At 72.5% G+C, this 17889-nt stretch carries 18 protein-coding genes and 1 pseudogene; 9 read left to right on the top strand and 10 right to left on the bottom strand.

Features of this window, described 5'->3' with window-relative positions; translation table 11 throughout:
• Positions 1 to 2: 2 nt before the first annotated feature.
• From OHB01_RS25015 to OHB01_RS25035, 5 genes are read right to left on the bottom strand one after another with little or no spacing between them, the layout of a single operon-like run.
• Positions 3 to 443: a MaoC/PaaZ C-terminal domain-containing protein gene (locus tag OHB01_RS25015; RefSeq protein WP_328854041.1), complete on the bottom strand. Its 441-nt coding sequence runs from the start codon at positions 441 to 443 to the stop codon at positions 3 to 5.
• Positions 440 to 898 (bottom strand): FAS1-like dehydratase domain-containing protein, encoded by a 459-nt coding sequence (locus OHB01_RS25020; RefSeq protein WP_328854042.1) that lies wholly within the window; start codon positions 896 to 898, stop codon positions 440 to 442. The genes OHB01_RS25015 and OHB01_RS25020 overlap by 4 nt, the downstream gene beginning before the upstream one ends.
• Positions 889 to 1995, bottom strand: coding sequence for a beta-ketoacyl synthase N-terminal-like domain-containing protein (locus OHB01_RS25025; protein WP_168065561.1), 1107 nt, complete (start codon positions 1993 to 1995; stop codon positions 889 to 891). The genes OHB01_RS25020 and OHB01_RS25025 overlap by 10 nt, the downstream gene beginning before the upstream one ends.
• Entirely contained in the window at positions 1992 to 3209 is a 1218-nt protein-coding gene (locus OHB01_RS25030; RefSeq protein WP_328854043.1) for a beta-ketoacyl-[acyl-carrier-protein] synthase family protein, read from the bottom strand. Before OHB01_RS25030 ends, OHB01_RS25025 begins: the two co-directional genes overlap by 4 nt.
• Positions 3202 to 3450 carry an acyl carrier protein gene (locus OHB01_RS25035; protein ID WP_142645157.1) on the bottom strand — a complete coding sequence of 83 codons (249 nt, stop codon included), beginning with the start codon at positions 3448 to 3450 and terminating at the stop codon, positions 3202 to 3204. The genes OHB01_RS25030 and OHB01_RS25035 overlap by 8 nt, the downstream gene beginning before the upstream one ends.
• 179 nt (positions 3451 to 3629) lie before the next feature.
• Between OHB01_RS25035 and OHB01_RS25040 the strand changes: the two genes are divergently transcribed.
• Genes OHB01_RS25040 through OHB01_RS25060 form a run of 5 tightly spaced genes read left to right on the top strand, consistent with a single transcriptional unit; the run spans position 3630 to position 8136 of the window.
• Positions 3630 to 4643 (top strand): AfsA-related hotdog domain-containing protein, encoded by a 1014-nt coding sequence (locus tag OHB01_RS25040; protein WP_328854044.1) that lies wholly within the window; start codon positions 3630 to 3632, stop codon positions 4641 to 4643.
• Positions 4636 to 5286, top strand: a complete 651-nt coding sequence (locus OHB01_RS25045) for an HAD family hydrolase (RefSeq protein ID WP_142645159.1) — start codon at positions 4636 to 4638, stop codon at positions 5284 to 5286. Before OHB01_RS25040 ends, OHB01_RS25045 begins: the two co-directional genes overlap by 8 nt.
• A complete protein-coding gene (gene fabG / locus OHB01_RS25050; RefSeq protein WP_142645160.1) occupies positions 5283 to 5987 on the top strand; it encodes a 3-oxoacyl-ACP reductase FabG in 705 nt (234 codons plus the stop codon). The genes OHB01_RS25045 and fabG overlap by 4 nt, the downstream gene beginning before the upstream one ends.
• Before the next feature lie 29 nt (positions 5988 to 6016).
• Positions 6017 to 6526, top strand: coding sequence for an ester cyclase (locus OHB01_RS25055; RefSeq protein WP_205829684.1), 510 nt, complete (start codon positions 6017 to 6019; stop codon positions 6524 to 6526).
• Positions 6526 to 8136: a PQQ-binding-like beta-propeller repeat protein gene (locus tag OHB01_RS25060; RefSeq protein WP_328854045.1), complete on the top strand. Its 1611-nt coding sequence runs from the start codon at positions 6526 to 6528 to the stop codon at positions 8134 to 8136. The genes OHB01_RS25055 and OHB01_RS25060 overlap by 1 nt, the downstream gene beginning before the upstream one ends.
• 248 nt (positions 8137 to 8384) lie before the next feature.
• Here OHB01_RS25060 and OHB01_RS25065 read toward each other — a convergent pair whose 3' ends face one another.
• From OHB01_RS25065 to OHB01_RS25080, 4 genes and pseudogenes are all read right to left on the bottom strand, one after another.
• Positions 8385 to 9404, bottom strand: a complete 1020-nt coding sequence (locus tag OHB01_RS25065; RefSeq protein WP_328709708.1) for a TIGR03617 family F420-dependent LLM class oxidoreductase — start codon at positions 9402 to 9404, stop codon at positions 8385 to 8387.
• A 110-nt stretch (positions 9405 to 9514) separates the two neighbouring features.
• Entirely contained in the window at positions 9515 to 11278 is a 1764-nt protein-coding gene (locus OHB01_RS25070; protein ID WP_328854046.1) for an MFS transporter, read from the bottom strand.
• A complete protein-coding gene (locus tag OHB01_RS25075; RefSeq protein WP_205829685.1) occupies positions 11275 to 12216 on the bottom strand; it encodes a PP2C family protein-serine/threonine phosphatase in 942 nt (313 codons plus the stop codon). The genes OHB01_RS25070 and OHB01_RS25075 overlap by 4 nt, the downstream gene beginning before the upstream one ends.
• A 29-nt stretch (positions 12217 to 12245) precedes the next feature.
• Positions 12246 to 12470, bottom strand: a pseudogene (locus tag OHB01_RS25080) (MerR family DNA-binding transcriptional regulator); the annotation flags it as partial.
• A gap of 209 nt (positions 12471 to 12679) precedes the next feature.
• Between OHB01_RS25080 and cmk the strand changes: the two are divergent.
• A complete protein-coding gene (gene cmk, locus OHB01_RS25085) occupies positions 12680 to 13327 on the top strand; it encodes a (d)CMP kinase (RefSeq protein WP_328855867.1) in 648 nt (215 codons plus the stop codon).
• Between the two features lie 163 nt (positions 13328 to 13490).
• Complete coding sequence (gene der / locus OHB01_RS25090; protein ID WP_205829761.1) at positions 13491 to 14909, top strand: ribosome biogenesis GTPase Der; 1419 nt, start codon at positions 13491 to 13493, stop codon at positions 14907 to 14909.
• 140 nt (positions 14910 to 15049) lie between these two features.
• Here der and OHB01_RS25095 read toward each other — a convergent pair whose 3' ends face one another.
• A complete protein-coding gene (locus OHB01_RS25095) occupies positions 15050 to 15799 on the bottom strand; it encodes a TetR/AcrR family transcriptional regulator (RefSeq protein WP_328709711.1) in 750 nt (249 codons plus the stop codon).
• Between the two features lie 79 nt (positions 15800 to 15878).
• On the opposite strand from OHB01_RS25095, the gene OHB01_RS25100 reads away from it, so the two are divergent.
• Positions 15879 to 17135: a YbfB/YjiJ family MFS transporter gene (locus tag OHB01_RS25100; RefSeq protein WP_328854047.1), complete on the top strand. Its 1257-nt coding sequence runs from the start codon at positions 15879 to 15881 to the stop codon at positions 17133 to 17135.
• 24 nt (positions 17136 to 17159) lie between these two features.
• On the top strand, positions 17160 to 17837 hold the full coding sequence (locus OHB01_RS25105) for an alpha/beta fold hydrolase (protein WP_328854048.1): 678 nt from the start codon (positions 17160 to 17162) through the stop codon (positions 17835 to 17837).
• Positions 17838 to 17889 lie beyond the last annotated feature (52 nt).

A 17889-nucleotide genomic window follows, 5' to 3' on the forward strand; every position in this document is an offset into this window, starting at 1 on the left:
GCTCACCGCAGCGCGACGATCACCTTGGGCATGAGCAGGACCTTCGCCCCGTCGAGCCGTACGGCGAGGTTCACCCGCACCTTCGGCGGATCCAGCTTCTCCGCCACCGACGCCTCCACGGTCAGCTCGACGCCGGCGTCGTCGTCGGGCACCGGAACCAGCCGGGGGAAGCGCCCGCCGAAGTCGACCACGGCGCCGGGATCGCCAGCCCACTCGACGAGGTAGCCCAGCGCCAGGCCCATCGTCAGCATGCCCTGCGCGATGGGCCCGGGCAGGCCGAACCCGGTGGCCGTACGGTCGTCCCAGTGGATGGGGTTGTAGTCGCGGGCGGCCCCGCCGTACCTGACCAGATCCTTGCGCCGCACCCGGAAGGCGCGCGAGGGCAGCCGGAAGCCCGGCTCCAGCAGGTCGTAGCGTGGCCGGGTCACGCTCTGGACGGTCACCGAGGCACCTCCTCCCCGAAGACGACGAAGATCGACCGGCCCGTGCAGACGTGCCGTCCGCCCAGGTCGGTGATCCGGCTCTCGTAGCTGACCACGTCGCCCCGGGCGAGCGTCTCCACCGCGGCCAGGCGCACGGTCACGGTGATGACGTCGCCCGCGTGGATCGGGCGTTCGTAGGCGAAGCGCTGCTCCCGGTGGACGAAGCGGTCCTGGCCCTGGGCGCCGAGCTCGGAGTCGAGCACCGCCCGATACTCCGCGTCGAGCGTGACCACCATGGGAAAGCTCGGCGGCGCGATCACGTCGGGGTAGCCCAGCGCACGCGCCGCCCGCGGATCCACGTAGGCGTCGTGCCCGTCGCGCAGGGCCAGGGCGAACTCCTTGATCTTCTCCCTGCTGACCTCGTACGGCTCGCTCGGCGGGTAGACCTTGCCCACGCAGGAGAGGTTCACCGCCACTCGCGCACCACCAGACAACCCACGTTGCCGTCCTCGCCGATGGACGTGACCAGCCCGATGCGGGGCTCCCTGGCCGGCTCACGCCACAGCGCGAGCAGCGCGGCCAGCTGCATGGCGCCGCTGGCGCTGTAGAGCTCGCCCAGGACCTCGCCCACCCTGACGTGCGGGACGGGACGGCCGAGCGCCTCTCCGAGAGCCCATCTCTCCAGGTCGTCGCGCACCCAGTGGTTGGTCGCGCCCAGACTGGCCGTGTCGACCGCTCCGGGGCTCACCCCGCTGCGCTCCAGCGCCCGCTCCACGCACTCCGTCAGCGCCTCGGCCTGCTCCTGCGCGGTGCCGTGGCCCCGGTAGGCGACCTCGCAGGCCAGCATCTCGGCCGGCGCGGTCCGGCCGGACGCCCTGACCGCCTCCGCGTCCTCGACGAGGAACAGGGCGCAGCCCTCGCCGACCGGCGCGTCGTCCACCAGCGCCCCGGACAGGTGCCAGCCCCAGGCGGCGGCGGGCGACAGCTCCTCCACGCCGCCGACCAGGACCCTGCCCGCCCGGCGCTGCTCGATGGCCGTACGGGCGAACCGGATGGCGGCCAGGCTCGCGGCCTGGCCGCTGGACACGACGGAGTTGACGGCACGCAGGGAGTTGCGGATGGCCACCTGCCCGGTGCAGGCGTTCGTCACCACGTTGGGGAAGTTGCCGGGGTTGACCAGGTAGGGCTTCTCCTGCACGAGCGTGTCGATGCCGACCTCGACCATGCTGGTCAGGCTCCCGGTGTTGGTGGCGAGCACCACACCGGTGTCGGCCCCGGCGTCCGCGTCGAGCCCGCCGATCCCGTCCAGGGCGAGCCGGCACGCCACCAGCCCCAGCTTCGTGAAGCGGTCGACGTGCCGCAGCCCCTTGCGGCCCAGCAGCTCGGCCACCTCGAGGTCGGGAATCGCCCACAACGGGCGGGGCGGATAGTCCTCGGGCGACTCCTCCGGTTCGGCCCGGCTCTCCAGGCCGTGCCGCAACGCGTGCTCCAGGGGCTCCAGCCCGAGTCCCGCGGGGGAGACGACGCCGCACGAGGTGATCGCCAGCGGTGTCTCGGTGAGGACGAGGCTCAACGCAACCTCCCGAATATCGTCACGACGTTGTTGCCGCCGAAGGCGAGCCCCTGGTTCTGCGCCACCTGGACGGAGGCCGGCCGCGCCGCGCCGGGAACCACGTCCAGCCCCTCGCCGAGCGCGGGGTCCAGCTCCTGCACGGTCGCCGTCGGGGGCAGGAAGCCCTCCTCGATGGCCTTGCTGCAGGCGATCGCGCCGAACGCGCTGGCCGCGCCCATGGTGTGGCCGATCATCGACTTGATCGAGCTGACGGGCGGCAGCCGGTCGCCGAACACCTCGCGCACCGCCTTCACCTCGGTGAGGTCGTTGGTCGGTGTGCCGGTGCCGTGCGCGCAGATGTAGTCGATCTGCTCGGCGCGCACCCCCGCGTAGCGGTGGGCGATCCTGATGCACTCGGCGATGCTGTCGGCGTCCGGGTTGACCATGTGCCTGGCGTCGCAGTTGACGCCGTAGCCCAGGACCTCGGCGTAGATCCGCGCGCCGCGGGCCAGCGCGTGGTCCAGCGGCTCCAGCAGCAGCACCGCGCCGCCCTCGCCGGTGATGATGCCCGACCTGTTCACGTCGAACGGCCGGCAGACCTGCTCCGCCAGCGCGCCGAGACGGTAGAAGCCCGCGTGGCAGGCCCGGTTCACCGCGTCGGCGCCCCCGGCGAGCATGAAGTCCGCCTGTCCGGTGCGCACCAGGTCGAAGGCGTACCCCAGGGCCATGTTGCTCGCCGAGCAGGCCGTGGGGATCGTCTGGGAGTCGCCGGACAGCCGCAGCTCGTAGCTGACCGCGTTGGCGATCTGGCTGACGGGCGTCATCCCGGGCAGGCGGGGGTCGACGTTCTTCAGCCCGTTGCCGACCCACTGCTCCACCGCGGCCTGGAGCACCTGCGACTCGCCGGCCGTGGTGCCCATGATCGAACCCGTCCGGCGCGCCGACAGCAGGTCCGGGTCGATTCCGGCGTCCCGTACGGCGAGCCGCGCGGCGGCCGCGGCGAACTGCCCGCTGCGCCCCCACTGCCCGGGGTCCAGCCGCTCGACGAGGGCGGCGGGATCGAAGTCGTGCACCTCGGCGGCGACGACCGACGGGAACTCCGAGGCGTCGAAGCTGCGGATGGGGGAAAAGCCCGTGCGGCCCGCCCGCAGCCCTTCGACGAACGCCTCGACCCCGATGCCGATGCAGCTGACCGCGCCCAGCCCGGTGATGACCACGCGGCGGGGCTCAGACACCGCTGGTCTCTCCGGCGAGCTTGTCCATGACCTGGTACACGCCCTGCAGGTTCGGCATGTTGGGCAGCTCGTCCTGCGGGACGGCGATCCCCAGCTCCTTCTCGATGCGGGCCAGGATCGTGATGAGGGAAAGGGAGTCGGCGTCGTATTCGTCGATGAAATGACCCGTCTCGGTGAGCTCGCCGGGCTCCAGTTCGAGCTCCTGCGAAATGATGTCGCGCACCTTCTCGTGAATATCCATTGCTGATCCCTTCGGCGACTGCCTTTTCCGTGCCGGAACGTTAAACAGGCCGTCGTGCGACCGGCAAGGCGAGTGAGCCGAAAGTGGTATGCGCCCGTCTGCTTTTATCGTCCTTCTACCTCCGTTTCATCGGCCTGTGTCACAGTCGCCTCTGCTCCATTTCCATTCAGTGGGAGGTGATGATGACGGTCGACCTGGAAGTCGCCGACGACCCGGTGAGCGCCGCCGAATTACGTTTCAACCGCACCATGGAGCGCACACTCGTCCACCGGACCTCGGTCGCCGAGGTGTTCGTGACCGACATGGCCCTGGCCGGGCCCCAGCGGCTGCTGGTGGCCGCCCAGTTGCCGCTCAGCCACGGGTACTACAGCGACCATCCGTGCGGGCCCGGTCTGTTCGACCCGCTGCTGATCCTCGAGGCGGGCCGTCAGGCCGGGATAGCCGGCGGGCACATGCTGGGCTTCCCGCCTGACACGATCATGATGGTCGACAGGTTCGAGCTGGATCTGCCCGACGCCGACGCCCTGCGGATCGGGCGCCTGCCCGGCGAGCTGCTCATCGACAGCCGTTTCGAGGTCACCCGGCTGCGCCGGGGGCGCGTACGCCAGGGAGTGGTCCGCCAGGACCTGCGGCTCGGCGACCGGCACGCCGGCACGCACGAGATGCAGGTCCAGGTCGTCTCGCACGACGAGCTGGCGGCGCTGCGCACCGTGGTCCGGGGCACTCCCGCTCCTTCCACCGGAGAGATGCCCGACGACGCCGGCCCGCTCGCGGCTCCGCCCGCCGTGGTCGGGCGGAACAACCCTCTCAACGTCGTCCTCGCCCAGGTCGAGCGCGGGGAGGCGGGGGCGCGGGCGCTCGTGCGGCCCCGGTTCGGCAACCGGTCCCTGTTCGACCACGACTACGACCACCTGCCCGCGATGGTGCTGACCGAGGCGGCGCGCCAGCTCGCGGTGGTGGCCTGCGGCGACGCGGTGGTCTGGCCGGTCTCGGTGACAGGCGGGTTCCGCCGTTTCGCCGAGCTCGACCTGCCCGTGCACGCCGCCGCGGTCCGCGTGCCGTCCGGCGCGAGCGGTGATCGGGCGCGCGGCTCCGGCGCGGGCAGGCCGGCACGCGACCGGGTGGACGTCTCCTTCACGCAGGACGGCACGGTGATCGCCGAGGTGACGCTGGCGATGGTGCGCCATGGCTGAACCCGTCGAGGCGATCTGGACCGACTTCGGCGGCGTCCTGACTCCGCCCATCAGCCACACGCTGGCCACTTTCTGCACCAAGCAGAACATCCCCATGGAGCCGCTGATCGACGCCGTGCTCAAGGTCACCGCGACGTACGGCACCGACGACATCATGCTGCCGATCGACACGCCCCTCGTGACCGAGAGCGAGTGGCTGGCCCAGATCGGCGAGGTGCTGCGCGCCGACCACGGGATCGAGCCCCGCCTGACGAGCCTGGCCGACGCGTGGTTCGACGGCCGCGAGGCCAACCACGAGTGGGCCGGGCACCTGCGCGCGCTGCGCGGCCAGGGCTTCTTCGTCGGTCTGCTGTCCAACATGGTGCCCGCGTGGGACGACCACTGGCGCCGCATGATCGACCCCGCCGCCCACTTCGACGAGGTGGTGCTGTCCTTCGAGGTGGGCTGCCGCAAGCCCGGCAGGGAGATCTTCGAGCTCGCCGTACGGCGGTCCGGCGTGCCTGCCTCCCGCTCGATCTTCGTCGACGACCTGGCCAGGAACTGCGAGGGCGCGGAGGCCGCCGGATGGCGCGCCGTCCGGTTCACCGACACGGCCCAGGCGATCACCGCGCTGGGCGAGCACCTGAAAGTGAGGACACCGTGAGCCGTTCCGTCCTGGTCACCGGGGGCAACCGCGGCATCGGCCTGGCCATCGCCCGCGCGTTCGCCGACGCGGGTGACAAGGTCGCCGTCACCTATCGCTCGGGCGAGCCGCCCGAGGGCCTGTTCGGCGTGCGGTGCGACGTGACCGACAGCGCCTCGGTGGAGGCGGCCGTGGACGAGGTGCGGGTGCAGCACGGCCCGGTCCAGGTCCTGGTCGCCAACGCCGGCACCACCAGGGACAACCTGTTCATGGCGATGAAGGAGCAGGACTTCGCCACCGTCGTCGACACCAACCTCCTCGGCGCCATGCGGGTGGCCAAGGCGACCGTCACGGACATGGTCAAGGCCCGGTGGGGGCGGATCATCTTCATCGGCTCCACCACCGCCTTCTGGGGCTCGCCGGGCGTGACCAACTACGCCGCGTCCAAGGCCGCCCTCGTCGGCTTCGCCCGCTCCCTCGCCTGGGAGCTCGGTCCCCGCAAGGTCACCGTCAACGTGGTCATGCCGGGCCTCATCGAGACCGACATGGTGGCGGGCCTCAGCGCGGAGCACCGCGCCTATCTGCACAGCATCACCGCGTTGCGCAGGTCGGGACGCCCCGAGGAGGTGGCGCCGGCCGTGCGTTTCCTGGCCTCCGACGAGGCCTCGTTCATCACCGGCGCCGCGATCCCGATCAGCGGCGGATCCGGTCTGGGCCACTGAACCACCGAGGCACCGGCAGAAAGGAAACGATGATGATCGACGAGGTAGGGGAGATGCTCTCCTCGGTGCAGGCCCCGCCACCCGGCGCGACGCCCGAACTGGTCGAGGTGGCGATCGGCATCGCCAAGGTGTTCGGCGAGCTGGACGACGAGGCGGCCAGGAAGTACGTGGCGCCGGATTTCGTGGATCACGAGGCGTCGCCGGGCGTGGGCGGCGGCCCGGAGGGATACCTCGCGACGGCCCGCTACATGCGCCGCGCCTTCTCCGAGGCCAGGTGGCAGGTGGACGAGTTCATCGCCGAAGGCGACAAGTTCGCCTGCCGGGTGACCTTCAGCGGCAGGCACACGGGCGACTTCCTGGGCGTGGCGCCGACCGGCAGGCAGGTGCGGGTGCAGCATCTGCACTTCTACCGGATCGCGGACGGGAAGGCGGTCGAGCACTGGGGCGCCCGGGACGAGCTGACCCTGCTGCGGCAGATCGGGGTGTTCACCCCCGAGCACCGCACGCCCGCCGACGCCGCCGCGGCGGAGGGGCTGTGATGACGAGGCGAGTGCGCATGCGGCTGGTGGCCGCCGCGGTCATGGCCCTGGTGGTGGGGGCGAGCACGGCCCCGGCCCAGGCGTCGGTCCCGGTGCCGGCCCGGACATGGGGTCTGCCGTCCCCGGCGGACTGGGCCATGGGCGGCCACGACACCTTCAACAGCAAGTCCAACCCCTTCGAACGGCGCATCAGCCCGGCGAACGCCCGCCGGCTCGCCGTCAAGTGGACCTTCACCACGACCGGCGACACCTCGGCCATCCCCGCCGTGGTCGACGGCGCGGTCTACGTGCCCGACTGGGGCGGCTACTTCTACAAGCTGAACGCCGCCACGGGCAAGGTGATCTGGCAGCGCAAGGTGTCGGACTGGAACGGCATCGAGGGCAGCATCGTCCGGTCGAGCCCGGCCTACGTCAACGGCCGGCTGTACTTCGGCGACCAGAACGGCCCGAACGGCGGCCAGGGCGCGCACCTCATGGCCGTGGACGCCCGGACCGGCGACCTGATCTGGAAGACCACCCTGGACGACCAGTTCGCGGCCGTGCTCACCGGCTCGCCCGTCGTCTACAACGGGGTCGTCTACCAGGGCGTCTCCTCGAAGGAGGCCGCGCTGGCGGGCCTGCCCGGCTACCCCTGCTGCAGCTTCCGCGGCAGCATGAACGCGGTGGACGCCGCGACGGGCAGGAACCTCTGGAAGACGTACACCGTGCCCGACAACGGCGGCAGGCCGGGCGGGTTCGCCGGCGGCGGGGTGTGGCCCACCAACCCGGTGATCGACCCCGTGCACCACCAGGTGATCATCGGGACGGGTCAGAACGTGAGCCTGCCCGACGACGTCCTGCAGTGCCAGGAGAACGGCGGCACGCCCGAGGAGTGCCTGCCCGACGACAACCACATCGACCAGTTGCTCGCGCTGGACCTGACCACCGGCGCGATCAAGTGGGCGGCCGGGGACAAGGTGTTCGACGCCTGGACCGTGGCCTGCCAGATCGGCCCTCCGGAGCACTGCCCGCCGCACAACGGCGGCGACTACGACTTCGCCGAGGGCGGCCATCTCTACACCGTTCCCGGCCCCGGCGGGCTGCCGCGCCTGGTGGTCGGCGCGGGCCAGAAGAGCGGTGTGTACTGGCTGTTCGACGCCCGGACCGGCAAGACCATCTGGAAGAGGCAGGTGGGCCCCGGCGGCACGCACGGCGGCATCGAGTGGGGCAGCGCCACCGACGGGCGCCGGATCTATCTGAGCAACGCCAACACCAGCCACGTGGCGTACACGCTTCCCGACGGGACGGTGACCACGAACGGCATCTTCTTCGCGCTCGACGCGGTCACCGGCAGGATCCTGTGGCAGCGCGCCGATCCGTCCAACGAGGAGACGATGGCCGCGGTGACCACGGCCAACGGGGTCATGTTCGCCGGTTCCATGAGCGGTCACATGTACGCCCTGGACGGCGCCACCGGCAAGATCCTCTGGGACTACCTGGGTGAGGGATCCTCGAACGCCGGGCCGGCCATCGTCGACGGCACCGTGTTCTGGGGCAACGGATACGACAACCGCTTCATCCACGGCAAGGGCAGCAAGACGTTCTACGCGTTCTCCGTCAACGGGCGATGATGCTCGCACCCGTCGTCGCGGCGGCCCTCCCGGCCACGGCACTTCTGCCCCTCCGGGAGGGCGCTCGCGGTGATCGTGGTCGTGGGCGGCTTCGCCGGCTCGGCGAGGCCGTCGACCTGCCGGAGTTCCTCCCACCGGCGGCGGTCGGGTCGGAGAACTGAGCGGCACGCGGGGCGAGACCGAAACGAGCGGTGGCCGGCTCCCGGCCACCGCTCGTCTCGCGTCTTCTGTCAGGACGACCGGTCCTGTCAGGACAACTGGCCGCGCAGGGCCTCGTGCAACGGCTGGATCTCGTCGGGCGAGCGCTCGATCGACTGGAAGAAGGCGAGGCTGGTGGCCAGGTCGCCGAACCGCTCGTGGATCTTGACCGCGGCCTCCTTGAACCCGCCGACGATCGCGAACGTCTCCAGCACCGAGTCGTCGACGGCGTCCGGCATCTCGGCGGCCCGGCCGGCCCCGGCCAGCCGGTAGAGCTCTTCCTTCAGTGCGCCCATGCCGTGCAGTTCCAGCACCGGCGCGTAGCTCGGGATGGAGGCGTAGTAGGCGATCGACTCCTTGGCCCGGCGGATCGCCGCCTGGAGCTCCCGCTCGTCGTCGCTGACCGCGACGATCGGCGTCACATGGACCTGGAAGCCGTCCATCGACTTGCCCGCCGCCTCACGCGCCTGGCGCAGCGTGGGCAGGGTGACCTCCTCCAGGGCCTTGCGGGTGGTCATGATGTGCGCGAGGAACCCGTCCGCCAGCTCGCCGGCCAGGCGCGTCATCATCGGCCCCACCCCGGCCAGCAGGATCGGCGGCGGGCCGTACGGATTGGGCCCGGGATTGAAGAACGGGCTCATGACCGTGTGGCGGTAGAACTCGCCGCGGAAGCGCAGCCGCCCGTCCGTCGCGAAGCACTCCCAGATGGCACGCAGCGCCAGGATGTACTCGCGCATCCGCGGCGCCGGGCTGGACCAGGGCATGCTGAAACGCTTGGTGATGTGCGTCTGCAGCTGTGATCCGATGCCGAGCGCGAAACGCCCCCGGGAGACCAGCTGGAGGTCGTTGGCCAGCATCGCGGTCGTCATCGGGTTCCTGGCGAAAACCACGGCCAGGCCCGTCCGGATGGAGGGCCGGGTGGTGCGCAGGGCCGCGGCGGTCAGGCCGACGAACGGATCGTGCTGGGTCTCCGACAGCCAGATCGAGTCGTAACCCAGCTCCTCCGCCCGCGCCGCCCAGTCCCCGAATATCTCGGGCCCGGCAGTTATGCCGTGAAAATCGATTCGCACGAACGATCTCCTCCTCGCACGTCAACTCACGGCAGCGATGAAAACATCGCAGCGATATAGGGGGCCAGAAGGCGCCGGGGAACATGTTTCTTTAGGTGGAGAAGGGCCTGTCACTTAGGTCGTGTGGATATTCCTGGCCCAGCGCCGGCGGCGGGCGAGGCGTCCGTGCGCCTTTCCGGGTGTCCCACGCCTCTCTCCGGCGACTTTTCGGGCGTCGCCCGGCGAGCCGGCCCGCCTGGTTCCGGCTCTGGGGCGGGAGCGGGGGCCGTGGCGGGAGCGGAAGCGCTGTAGCGGCGCAGCTCGGGGACCGCCCAGGCGATCGCCGCCGCGGTGATCACGGTGAGCAGCCCGCCCGCGCAGATCACGAGGCGTGGGCCGTCCAGCACACCGGCGGCGGCGTCGTGCAGGTGCACGCTGGTGAGGTCGTGCAGGTGCACGCTGGTGAGGTCGTGCAGGTGCGCGCTGGTGGGATCGTGCAGGTGCGTGGTGGTGAGGTCGTCCAGGTGCGCGCTGGTGGGATCGTGCAAGTGCCCGCCGGCAAGGTCGTGCACGCGTGCGCTGGCGAAACCGTGCAGCAGGTTCGCGATCTGCGGCCCTCCGTTCAGCACGATGGTGAGCGCGCCCTGCACGCGCCCGCGTACGGCGTCGTCGGTGCGCGCCTGCGTGATCGTGGTGCGGAAGGCGCTCAGCACGCAGTTGACCGCGCCGCCGAGCGCGAGTGCCGACACCGCGATCCACAGCTCGGCGGCCAGGCCGACGAGCACGACGGCGAGCCCCCACACGACGGCGGCACCCGCCACGAGCGCGCCGTGGCGTCGGGCACGGGTGAACGTGCCCGACAGCAGCCCGGCCACGACGACCCCGGCGGGATAGGCGGCGTAGAGCAGTCCCGTCTCCGGGCCGCCCCCGGCCGCCCCGCCGAAGACGTCACGGGCCAGTTCGGGGAACAGCGCAGACGGCATGCCGAAGACCATGGCCGCGAGGTCCACGGCCAGCACCGCCACGAGCAGCCGGTCGGCCGCCAGGTAGCGGAACCCGGCAAGCATCCGCCCCGCCGCGTTCGCCGCGTTCGCCGCGTGCTCCGCGCCCGCCGGGGCCCCCTTGCCCGCCACGCTCCCCTCGCTCGGCCTGCCCCCGTTGCCCCCGTTGCCCCCATTGCCCCCGGTGCCCGCCGCGTTCGCTGTGTCCTGCGTGCCCGTCGCGGGAGGCGGCGGCAGTGGCGGCAGCATGGCGACGGCCCACACCACGGCGAGCAGCGCGACGGCGTCGAACAGGTACAGCGTGCCGAGCCCCACGACCGGGACCAGCACACCGGCGAGCATCGGCCCCAGGACCGACCCGCCGTAGCGGACCAGCGAGCTGAGGCTGTTGGCCGCGGGCAGCAGCTCGGCCGGGACGAGACGGGGCACGGTGGCCCCCGTCGTCGTCAGCACCGTCCCGTACGTCAGCCCCTGGAAGGCCACCGCCACCAGCAGGACGGGGACGGAGCGGCCGCCCAGGACCGCCTGGAGCCACAGCGCCGTGTACGTCAGCGCCAGGCCGAGGTGGGCGGCCAGCAGTATCGTCCGGCGGTCCTTCACGTCGGCGCGGGCGCCGCTCCACACCGCTGCCACGACCAGCGTGGCGAACGACAACCCCGCGGCGGTTCCCACGGCCGACGACGAGCCGGTGACCGTGAACAGCTGCGTCGGCACCGCGACCACGCTGAAGGATCCGCCCACGGCACAGATCACCGAGGCGGCCCACATCCGGCGGAACGCCGGGACGGCCAGCGGCCGCCAGTCGACGCCGAAGGCCCGGACGGAGGCCCGAACGGAGGCCCGCCTGGAGGATCGGGTGGCAGAGCGGGGCTGCCGCGCCGTCGTGGGGCTCATCGCGCGGCCCCGGCTTCGCCGGCGGCCGTGGAATCCTCCTCCGCCGCCGGGCGGGCTGTCACGTCCGCCACCACGCAGGCCACGTTGTCGGGGGCTCCGGCGGCGTACGCGCGGTCGATCAGCTCGTCGACGACCTGCTGCGGACCGCCGGGGCCGCCGAGCGTCTCGCGCAGCACGCGGGCGGGCACGACACCCGGCAGCCCGTCCGTACAGAGCAGATAACGGTCGCCGGGTGCGGCCTCGCGCATCGACAGGTCGGGCAGGGAGGACCCGGCGCCGGTCAGCGCGCGGACGAGGAGCGAGCGCCTCGGGTGGGAGGCGGCCTCCTCCGGGGTGAGGCGGCCCTCGTCGATCAACGACTGCACGTACGAGTGGTCGTGGGTGATCTGGAACAGCCCTCCGCCGCGGAACAGGTAGGCCCGGCTGTCGCCGATGTGCACCAGCGCGGGCCGCGACCCGGACCACACGAGCGCGGTCAGCGTGGTGACCGCCTCTCCCGAGGGCACGGAGGCGGCGATCTCCCGGATCGCGCGCTCGGCGTCGCCGACGGCGTCGGCGATCGCGCCGAGCAGGTCCTCGGCGGGCACCGGCAGGGTCAGCAGGCGATTGAGCGCGTCGACGGCCGCCGCGCTCGCGCGGTCGCCGCCCTGGCCGCGCATGCCGTCGGCCACCGCCAGCAGTCGCTCGTCGGCGTACGCGATGTCCTCGTTGCTCGTCCGCACCGGGCCCGGCTCCGACCGGGCGGCATAACGGATCTCCAGCGTGGTCGTGGCGTCCTGCACGGCACTGCCCCTTCCCGACAGGTGGTCGACGAGGAAGGCGGCGAGCCGGTCCCGGGACCGGGTCTCGGCCGTGACCTGCCGCCAATAGGCGGCCACCTCCTCGGCCGCGTCCTGCGCGGGCAGGTCGCACACCCGCCGGATGCGCGCCAGCGGCATGCCGAGCCGCCGCAACCGGCGATCAGGCGGGCCCGCTCCAGCTGCACCGGGTCGTAGTAGCGGTAACCCGACTCGCCGTCCACCGCGGCGGGCCGCAGCAGCCCGGCCTCGTCGTAGAGCCGCAACGCCTTGGGCGACAGCCGGGCGGCCCGCGCGAACGTCCCGATGGTCAGCAGCTCCCGCACCACTCCTCCTCGTCCCGGTCCTCCTCGTCCCGGCCGCCGTGGCCGGTGCCGACGATGCTGCGGCTTCACCCAGGGGCAAGGTCAATCCGCGCAGGAAGCTACACAGGGACATCTGGAACGGGCGCGGGAGGGCCCGGTCTCGGCGTGGCCGTCCGGCGCCGTCCGGTCCAGGGCGGCAGGTCCGCCGCCGATGCACGCTTTCCGGCGGTATCCCGGTAGCCTCGTGGGCGACAACTCGATGGGGAGAAGGAGAACCGGTGTCCGGTCTGGTCGTCGCCATGGACGGTCCCTCGGGATCGGGCAAGTCGAGCGCCTCGCGGGGCGTCGCGCGGGCGCTGGGCCTGCGATACCTCGACACGGGCGCCATGTATCGCGCGGTCACCTGGTGGATGCTCCAGCGGGGCGTGAACCTGGAGGACGCCGCCGAGATCGCCGCGAGGGCCGGCGAGCCCACACTGGTGATGAGCACCGACCCCGACGCGCCGGGTGTCACCGTGGACGGCGTCGACGTCAACGGGCCGATCCGCGGCCCCGAGGTGACCGGCGCGGTGTCGGCCGTCAGCGCGGTCCCGGAGGTGCGCCGCCGGCTGGTGGCCCTGCAGCGGCAGATCATCGCCGATTCCCTGCCCGGTGGCGGGATCGTGGTCGAGGGCCGCGACATCGGCACCGTGGTAGCGCCGGACGCGCCCGTCAAGATCTACCTCACCGCGGACCCCGAGGCCCGCGCCCTGCGCCGTTCGGCGGAGCTGGACGGCACGACGGTGGAGGCGCAGAAGGCCGCGATGGCCCGGCGCGACGCGCTCGACTCGACGCGCAAGGCCGATCCGCTGGCGAAGGCCGCGGACGCGGTGGAACTGGACACGACGCCGCTGGACCTGGACGAGGTGATCGCCGAGGTGCTCCGGCTCGTCAAGGAGCGGGTCTGACGCCCGCCCGCCCCGCCTGACCCCCCTCCCGCGCCGCGTCCGCCGCGCCGGGGATGGGCCACGCGGTGCGGCGTACGAACGGAGCCCGGCCCCGGAAGCGGTCCGCCGGGAGGCCTCACGGGAGGCCGGGGAGAAACGGGAAGAGCAGCCGATGAGGCAGGGTATGGACGTGACGGGGGAGTACGACGAGGACGAGGGCGGCTGGATCGAGGCCGAGCTCGCCGAGCTTTCCGGTGAGGAGACCGAGCGGGAGCCCGACGCGGGCCCGCTGCCGGTCGTCGCCGTGGTGGGGCGCCCCAACGTCGGCAAGTCGACGCTGGTCAACCGCATCATCGGCCGCCGTGAGGCGGTCGTGGAGGACGTGCCGGGCGTGACCCGCGACCGGGTCACCTACGAGGCGACCTGGCGGGGCCGCCGGTTCACGCTGGTCGACACCGGTGGCTGGGACCCCGACGCGACCGGTATGGCGCTGCGCATCGCCGAGCAGGCGCAGATCGCGGCCGAGCTGGCCGACGTGATCCTGTTCGTGGTGGACGCGAGCGTCGGCGTCACCGACTCCGACGAGGCCGTCGGCGCGGTCCTGCGCCGTTCCGGCAAGCCGGTGGTGCTGGCCGCCAACAAGGTCGACAACCAGCAGATGGAGCTGGAGGCGAGCGGGCTGTGGTCGCTCGGCCTGGGCGAGCCGCACCCCGTCTCGGCCCTGCACGGCCGCGCCAGCGGCGACCTGCTCGACGTGGTGCTCGACGCGCTGCCCGAGACGCCGCCGCAGACGTTCGGCGAACGGCGCGGCCCGCGCCGGATCGCGCTGCTGGGCAAGCCCAATGTGGGCAAGTCGTCGCTGCTCAACAAGCTCGCCGGTGAGGAGCGGGTGCTCGTCGACCCGATGGCCGGCACCACCCGCGACCCCGTCGACGAGCTGGTCGAGCTGGGCGGCACGACGTACCGGTTCATCGACACGGCCGGCATCCGGCGGCGCGACCGCGAGCTGAAGGGCGCCGACTTCTACGCGGCGATGCGCACGCGGGCCGCGCTGGAGCGGGCGGAGGTCGCGGTCGTGCTGATCGACGCCTCCGAGGTGCTGACCGAGCAGGACCTGCGGATCATCGGCCTGGTCATCGAGTCGGGCCGGGCGATGGTGGTCGCGTTCAACAAGTGGGACCTGGTCGACGAGGACCGGCGCTACTACCTGGAGAAGGAGATCGACCGGCAGCTCGTCCGCACGCCCTGGGCGCTGCGGGTGAACATCTCGGCGAAGACGGGCCGCCATGTCGAGAAGCTGGCCCCGGCCATCGAGCGGGCCCTGGAGTCGTGGGGCACGCGGGTGCCGACGGCCCGGCTCAACCAGTTCCTCACCGAGCTGCTGCAGGCCACCCCGCCGCCGGTGCGCGGCGGCCGGCAGCCGAAGATCCTGTTCGCCACCCAGGCGTCCACGGAACCGCCGAAGTTCGTGCTGTTCACCTCGGCGTTCCTGGAGGAGACCTACCGCCGGTTCCTGGAGCGGCGCATCCGCGAGGAGTTCGGCTTCGCGGGCTCTCCGATCGAGGTGACGATGAAGATCCGCGAGAAGCGCAAGAAGAAGTAACCTTCGGGCCGGCCGGGGGCCTAGGCAACCCCCGGCCGGTGCGGGGCCTCGGCCGCCGCCGCTTGAGCCCACCGCCTGAGCCGGCCGCCTCGGGCGCCGCCGGGGGCGCCTCCCGGGTGGACGCTTCAGTCGCCGCCGCCTCAGCTGTGGCCGCTGCCGCCCGGGTTGTCCCTGCCGGCTCCTGAGCCGTGGCCGCTGTCGCCTGGGGTTTTTCCGCCGGCGCCTGAGCTGTCGCCGTTGCCGCCTGGGTTGCCCGCTCTGGCACCCGAGTTGCCGCCGTTGCCGCCTGGGGCGTCTCCGCCGGCGCTCTGTGTGGCGGCCGACAGCAGGGTGAGCGCCGCCTCGCGGGCCTGCCCGCTCGTGCCGGCCGCGCCGTGGTGCGCGGCGACGACGGTGGCGCCCTCGACCAGCATGAGCAACTGACGCCCCAGGAGGGGCGGGTCGGCGGCCCCGGCGCGCTCGGCGATGCCGGTCAGCAGGTCGATGTAGCGGCCGAGGTGGCGCGTGGTGACGGCGCGCACGGTCTCGTCGTGATGCTGGGCCGCCGCGTTCACCATCGCGCAGCCGCGGAAGACCGGGTCCTCGAACCACTCGCCCAGCGTGTCGAACACCGCGGCGAGCTGGTCGCGAGGGTCGTCCCCGGCCGCGGCGACGGCCTCGGCCAGCCATCGGCCCACCCGTTCGCTGCGGGCCCGGAGCATGGCCTCCACGAGCCCGTCCTTCGTGCCGAAGTGCCGATAGAGCGTCTCCTTCGACACCCCGATGAGGGCGCACAGCTCGGCGACGCCGATGCCGTCGAGCCCGCGTTCGTACAGCACGGGGGTGGCCGCCTTCAGGATGGCGGCGCGGGTGCGCTCCGGGTCGATCGTCGAGCCCTTGGGAACCGGCATACCCCAGATGGTACCGACCGGTTCGATCCACTGCTACGCTCCGAGATCGTACCGATCGGTTCGATCTATGGGAGCCATCATGTCCGACGCCCTCGTCATGGGCCCGCCGGCGCGCCGTCAGACGCGGCAGGCGGTGCTGCTGGCTCTCGGCACGGCGTCGGCCCTCGGGCTGGCGCGCTTCGCGTACGGGCTGTTCCTTCCGGCGATGCGGGACGAGCTGCACTGGTCCCTGGCCGAAGCCGGGGCGATGAGCACCGCCAACGGGCTCGGCTATCTGCTCGGCGCGCTGGTGACCGCGGTCGTCGTACGCCGCCTGGGCACGGCGGCCACCTTCCGGTGGGGCATGGTCCTCACCGCGCTGTCGCTGGCGGTCACCGCGACGAGCGACGCCTATCCGGTGCTGGTGGCGGCGCGAGCCGGGGCCGGGGCGGCGGGCGCGGCGGTGTTCATCACCGGTGGCGTCATCGCGTCGCGCCTCGCCGCCCGTGCGGCCTCCGGCACGCCCATCACCGTGTATTTCGCCGGCACCGGGCTGGGCATCGTGCTCGGCGGTGTCGGCATCCCGCCGCTGGGCGACCGTCTTCATCTGGCCTGGGCCGGTCTGGGCGTGGCCGCCGGACTGGCGGCGCTGCTGAGCTGGGGCCCCGCCCGTGCGGGGGAGGACCCGGAGACGGACCGGAAGGCGCAGGCAGGCAGGGAGACGCGGGCCGCCGGGCGGGTCCACGTGCGGGTCCACGTGCGGCCGTTGTGGGGGATCGCACTTGCCTACCTGCTGTTCGCCGCCGGTTACATAACCTACATCACCTTCCTATCCGCCTACCTGGCCGACCGGCACGCGCCGCTCGGCCAGGTGGTGCTCACCTGGACGGCGCTCGGCCTGGCCGTGATGGTGTCGCCCGCGCTGTGGAGCCGTCCGACCGCCGCGTGGCCCGGCACCCGGGCCCTGGCCGTGCTCCTCGGCCTTCTGAGCAGCGGCGCGGCACTGGCGATGGCGGCGCCCGCGCCGCCGGTCGTCCTCGCCTCCGCGATCGTCTACGGGGCGACGTTCATGGGCGTGCCCGCCGCCGTCACCGCGCTCATCAAGGCGAACACCCCGCCCGCCGACTGGACGGCCATCCTGGCGGCGTTCACCACGATCTTCGCGGCCGGGCAGACCGCGGGGCCGTGGCTCGCCGGGCTGGTCGCCGACCACACCTCGACCACCGCCACCCTGGCGTGGACCGCGATCCTGTGCGCCGCCGCGGCCGTGGTCGCGGCGTTCGCGGCTCCTACCCGCCGCGCCGGAGCGGCTCCCGCCGAGAAGACCCGCGACGTCGAATCGTCCACGAGACAGTGAGGCAGTGAGGCAGTGAGGCCCACCATGACCACGTTCGTCCTGATCCCCGGCATGTGCCACGGAGGCTGGTGCTTCCACGAGCTGTCCGAGGGGCTGCGCCGCCTCGGGCACCGGGCCGTGCCGCTGACGTTGACCGGGCTCGCCGAACGCTCCCACCTGCTGGACGGCGAGGTCAACCTCGACACGCACATCCGGGACGTCACCGGGGTGCTCGAGGCCGAGGACGTCCGCGACGCCGTGCTGGTCGGTCACAGCTACGGAGGCATGGTGATCACCGGGGTCGCCGACCGCCTGCCCGGCCGCGTCGCCGGTCTGGTCTATCTGGATGCGGTCGTGCCGGCGGACGGCGACTCCTGCTGGAGCCTGGTCTCGGACCGGGAGCGGCGGTGGTACGCGGACGTGGTGGACACCGGCTTCGCGACGCGGCCGCTGCCGTTCTTCGACCCCCGGGCCACCCCTCACCCGATCGCCTCGCTGCTCCAGCCGCTCCGGCTGACCGGCGATCCGGCGAGCGCCGGCCGCCGGGTCTACGTGTACGCGGCGGGCTGGGAGGGCCCGTCCCCCTTCACGCCGACGTACGAGCGGTTGCGCGCGGACCCCGCGTGGGCGACGTACGCGCTGGACGGCGGGCACAACCTCATGCGCGACGCCCCGGAGGACCTGCTGGAGATTCTTGCCGAGGCGGCCGGGGCCCGAGGGTAGGGAAAGCCCTACCCCCGAGACTGCCGTCCGCCGGATCGATCAGCGGCGGGCG

Source organism: Microbispora hainanensis (assembly GCF_036186745.1).
GTDB lineage: Bacteria > Actinomycetota > Actinomycetes > Streptosporangiales > Streptosporangiaceae > Microbispora.

What these genes read in the sequence shown, in the direction of transcription:
- OHB01_RS25035 (WP_142645157.1), bottom strand. Translation starts at nt 3,450, where the DNA reads ATGGATATTCACGAGAAGGTGCGCGACATCATTTCGCAGGAGCTCGAA.
- OHB01_RS25040 (WP_328854044.1), top strand. Translation starts at nt 3,630, where the DNA reads ATGATGACGGTCGACCTGGAAGTCGCCGACGACCCGGTGAGCGCCGCC.
- OHB01_RS25045 (WP_142645159.1), top strand. Translation starts at nt 4,636, where the DNA reads ATGGCTGAACCCGTCGAGGCGATCTGGACCGACTTCGGCGGCGTCCTG.
- OHB01_RS25055 (WP_205829684.1), top strand. Translation starts at nt 6,017, where the DNA reads ATGATGATCGACGAGGTAGGGGAGATGCTCTCCTCGGTGCAGGCCCCG.
- OHB01_RS25060 (WP_328854045.1), top strand. Translation starts at nt 6,526, where the DNA reads ATGACGAGGCGAGTGCGCATGCGGCTGGTGGCCGCCGCGGTCATGGCC.
- OHB01_RS25070 (WP_328854046.1), bottom strand. Translation starts at nt 11,278, where the DNA reads ATGAGCCCCACGACGGCGCGGCAGCCCCGCTCTGCCACCCGATCCTCC.
- OHB01_RS25075 (WP_205829685.1), bottom strand. Translation starts at nt 12,216, where the DNA reads ATGCCGCTGGCGCGCATCCGGCGGGTGTGCGACCTGCCCGCGCAGGAC.
- cmk (WP_328855867.1), top strand. Translation starts at nt 12,680, where the DNA reads ATGGACGGTCCCTCGGGATCGGGCAAGTCGAGCGCCTCGCGGGGCGTC.
- der (WP_205829761.1), top strand. Translation starts at nt 13,491, where the DNA reads ATGGACGTGACGGGGGAGTACGACGAGGACGAGGGCGGCTGGATCGAG.
- OHB01_RS25095 (WP_328709711.1), bottom strand. Translation starts at nt 15,799, where the DNA reads ATGCCGGTTCCCAAGGGCTCGACGATCGACCCGGAGCGCACCCGCGCC.
- OHB01_RS25100 (WP_328854047.1), top strand. Translation starts at nt 15,879, where the DNA reads ATGTCCGACGCCCTCGTCATGGGCCCGCCGGCGCGCCGTCAGACGCGG.
- OHB01_RS25105 (WP_328854048.1), top strand. Translation starts at nt 17,160, where the DNA reads ATGACCACGTTCGTCCTGATCCCCGGCATGTGCCACGGAGGCTGGTGC.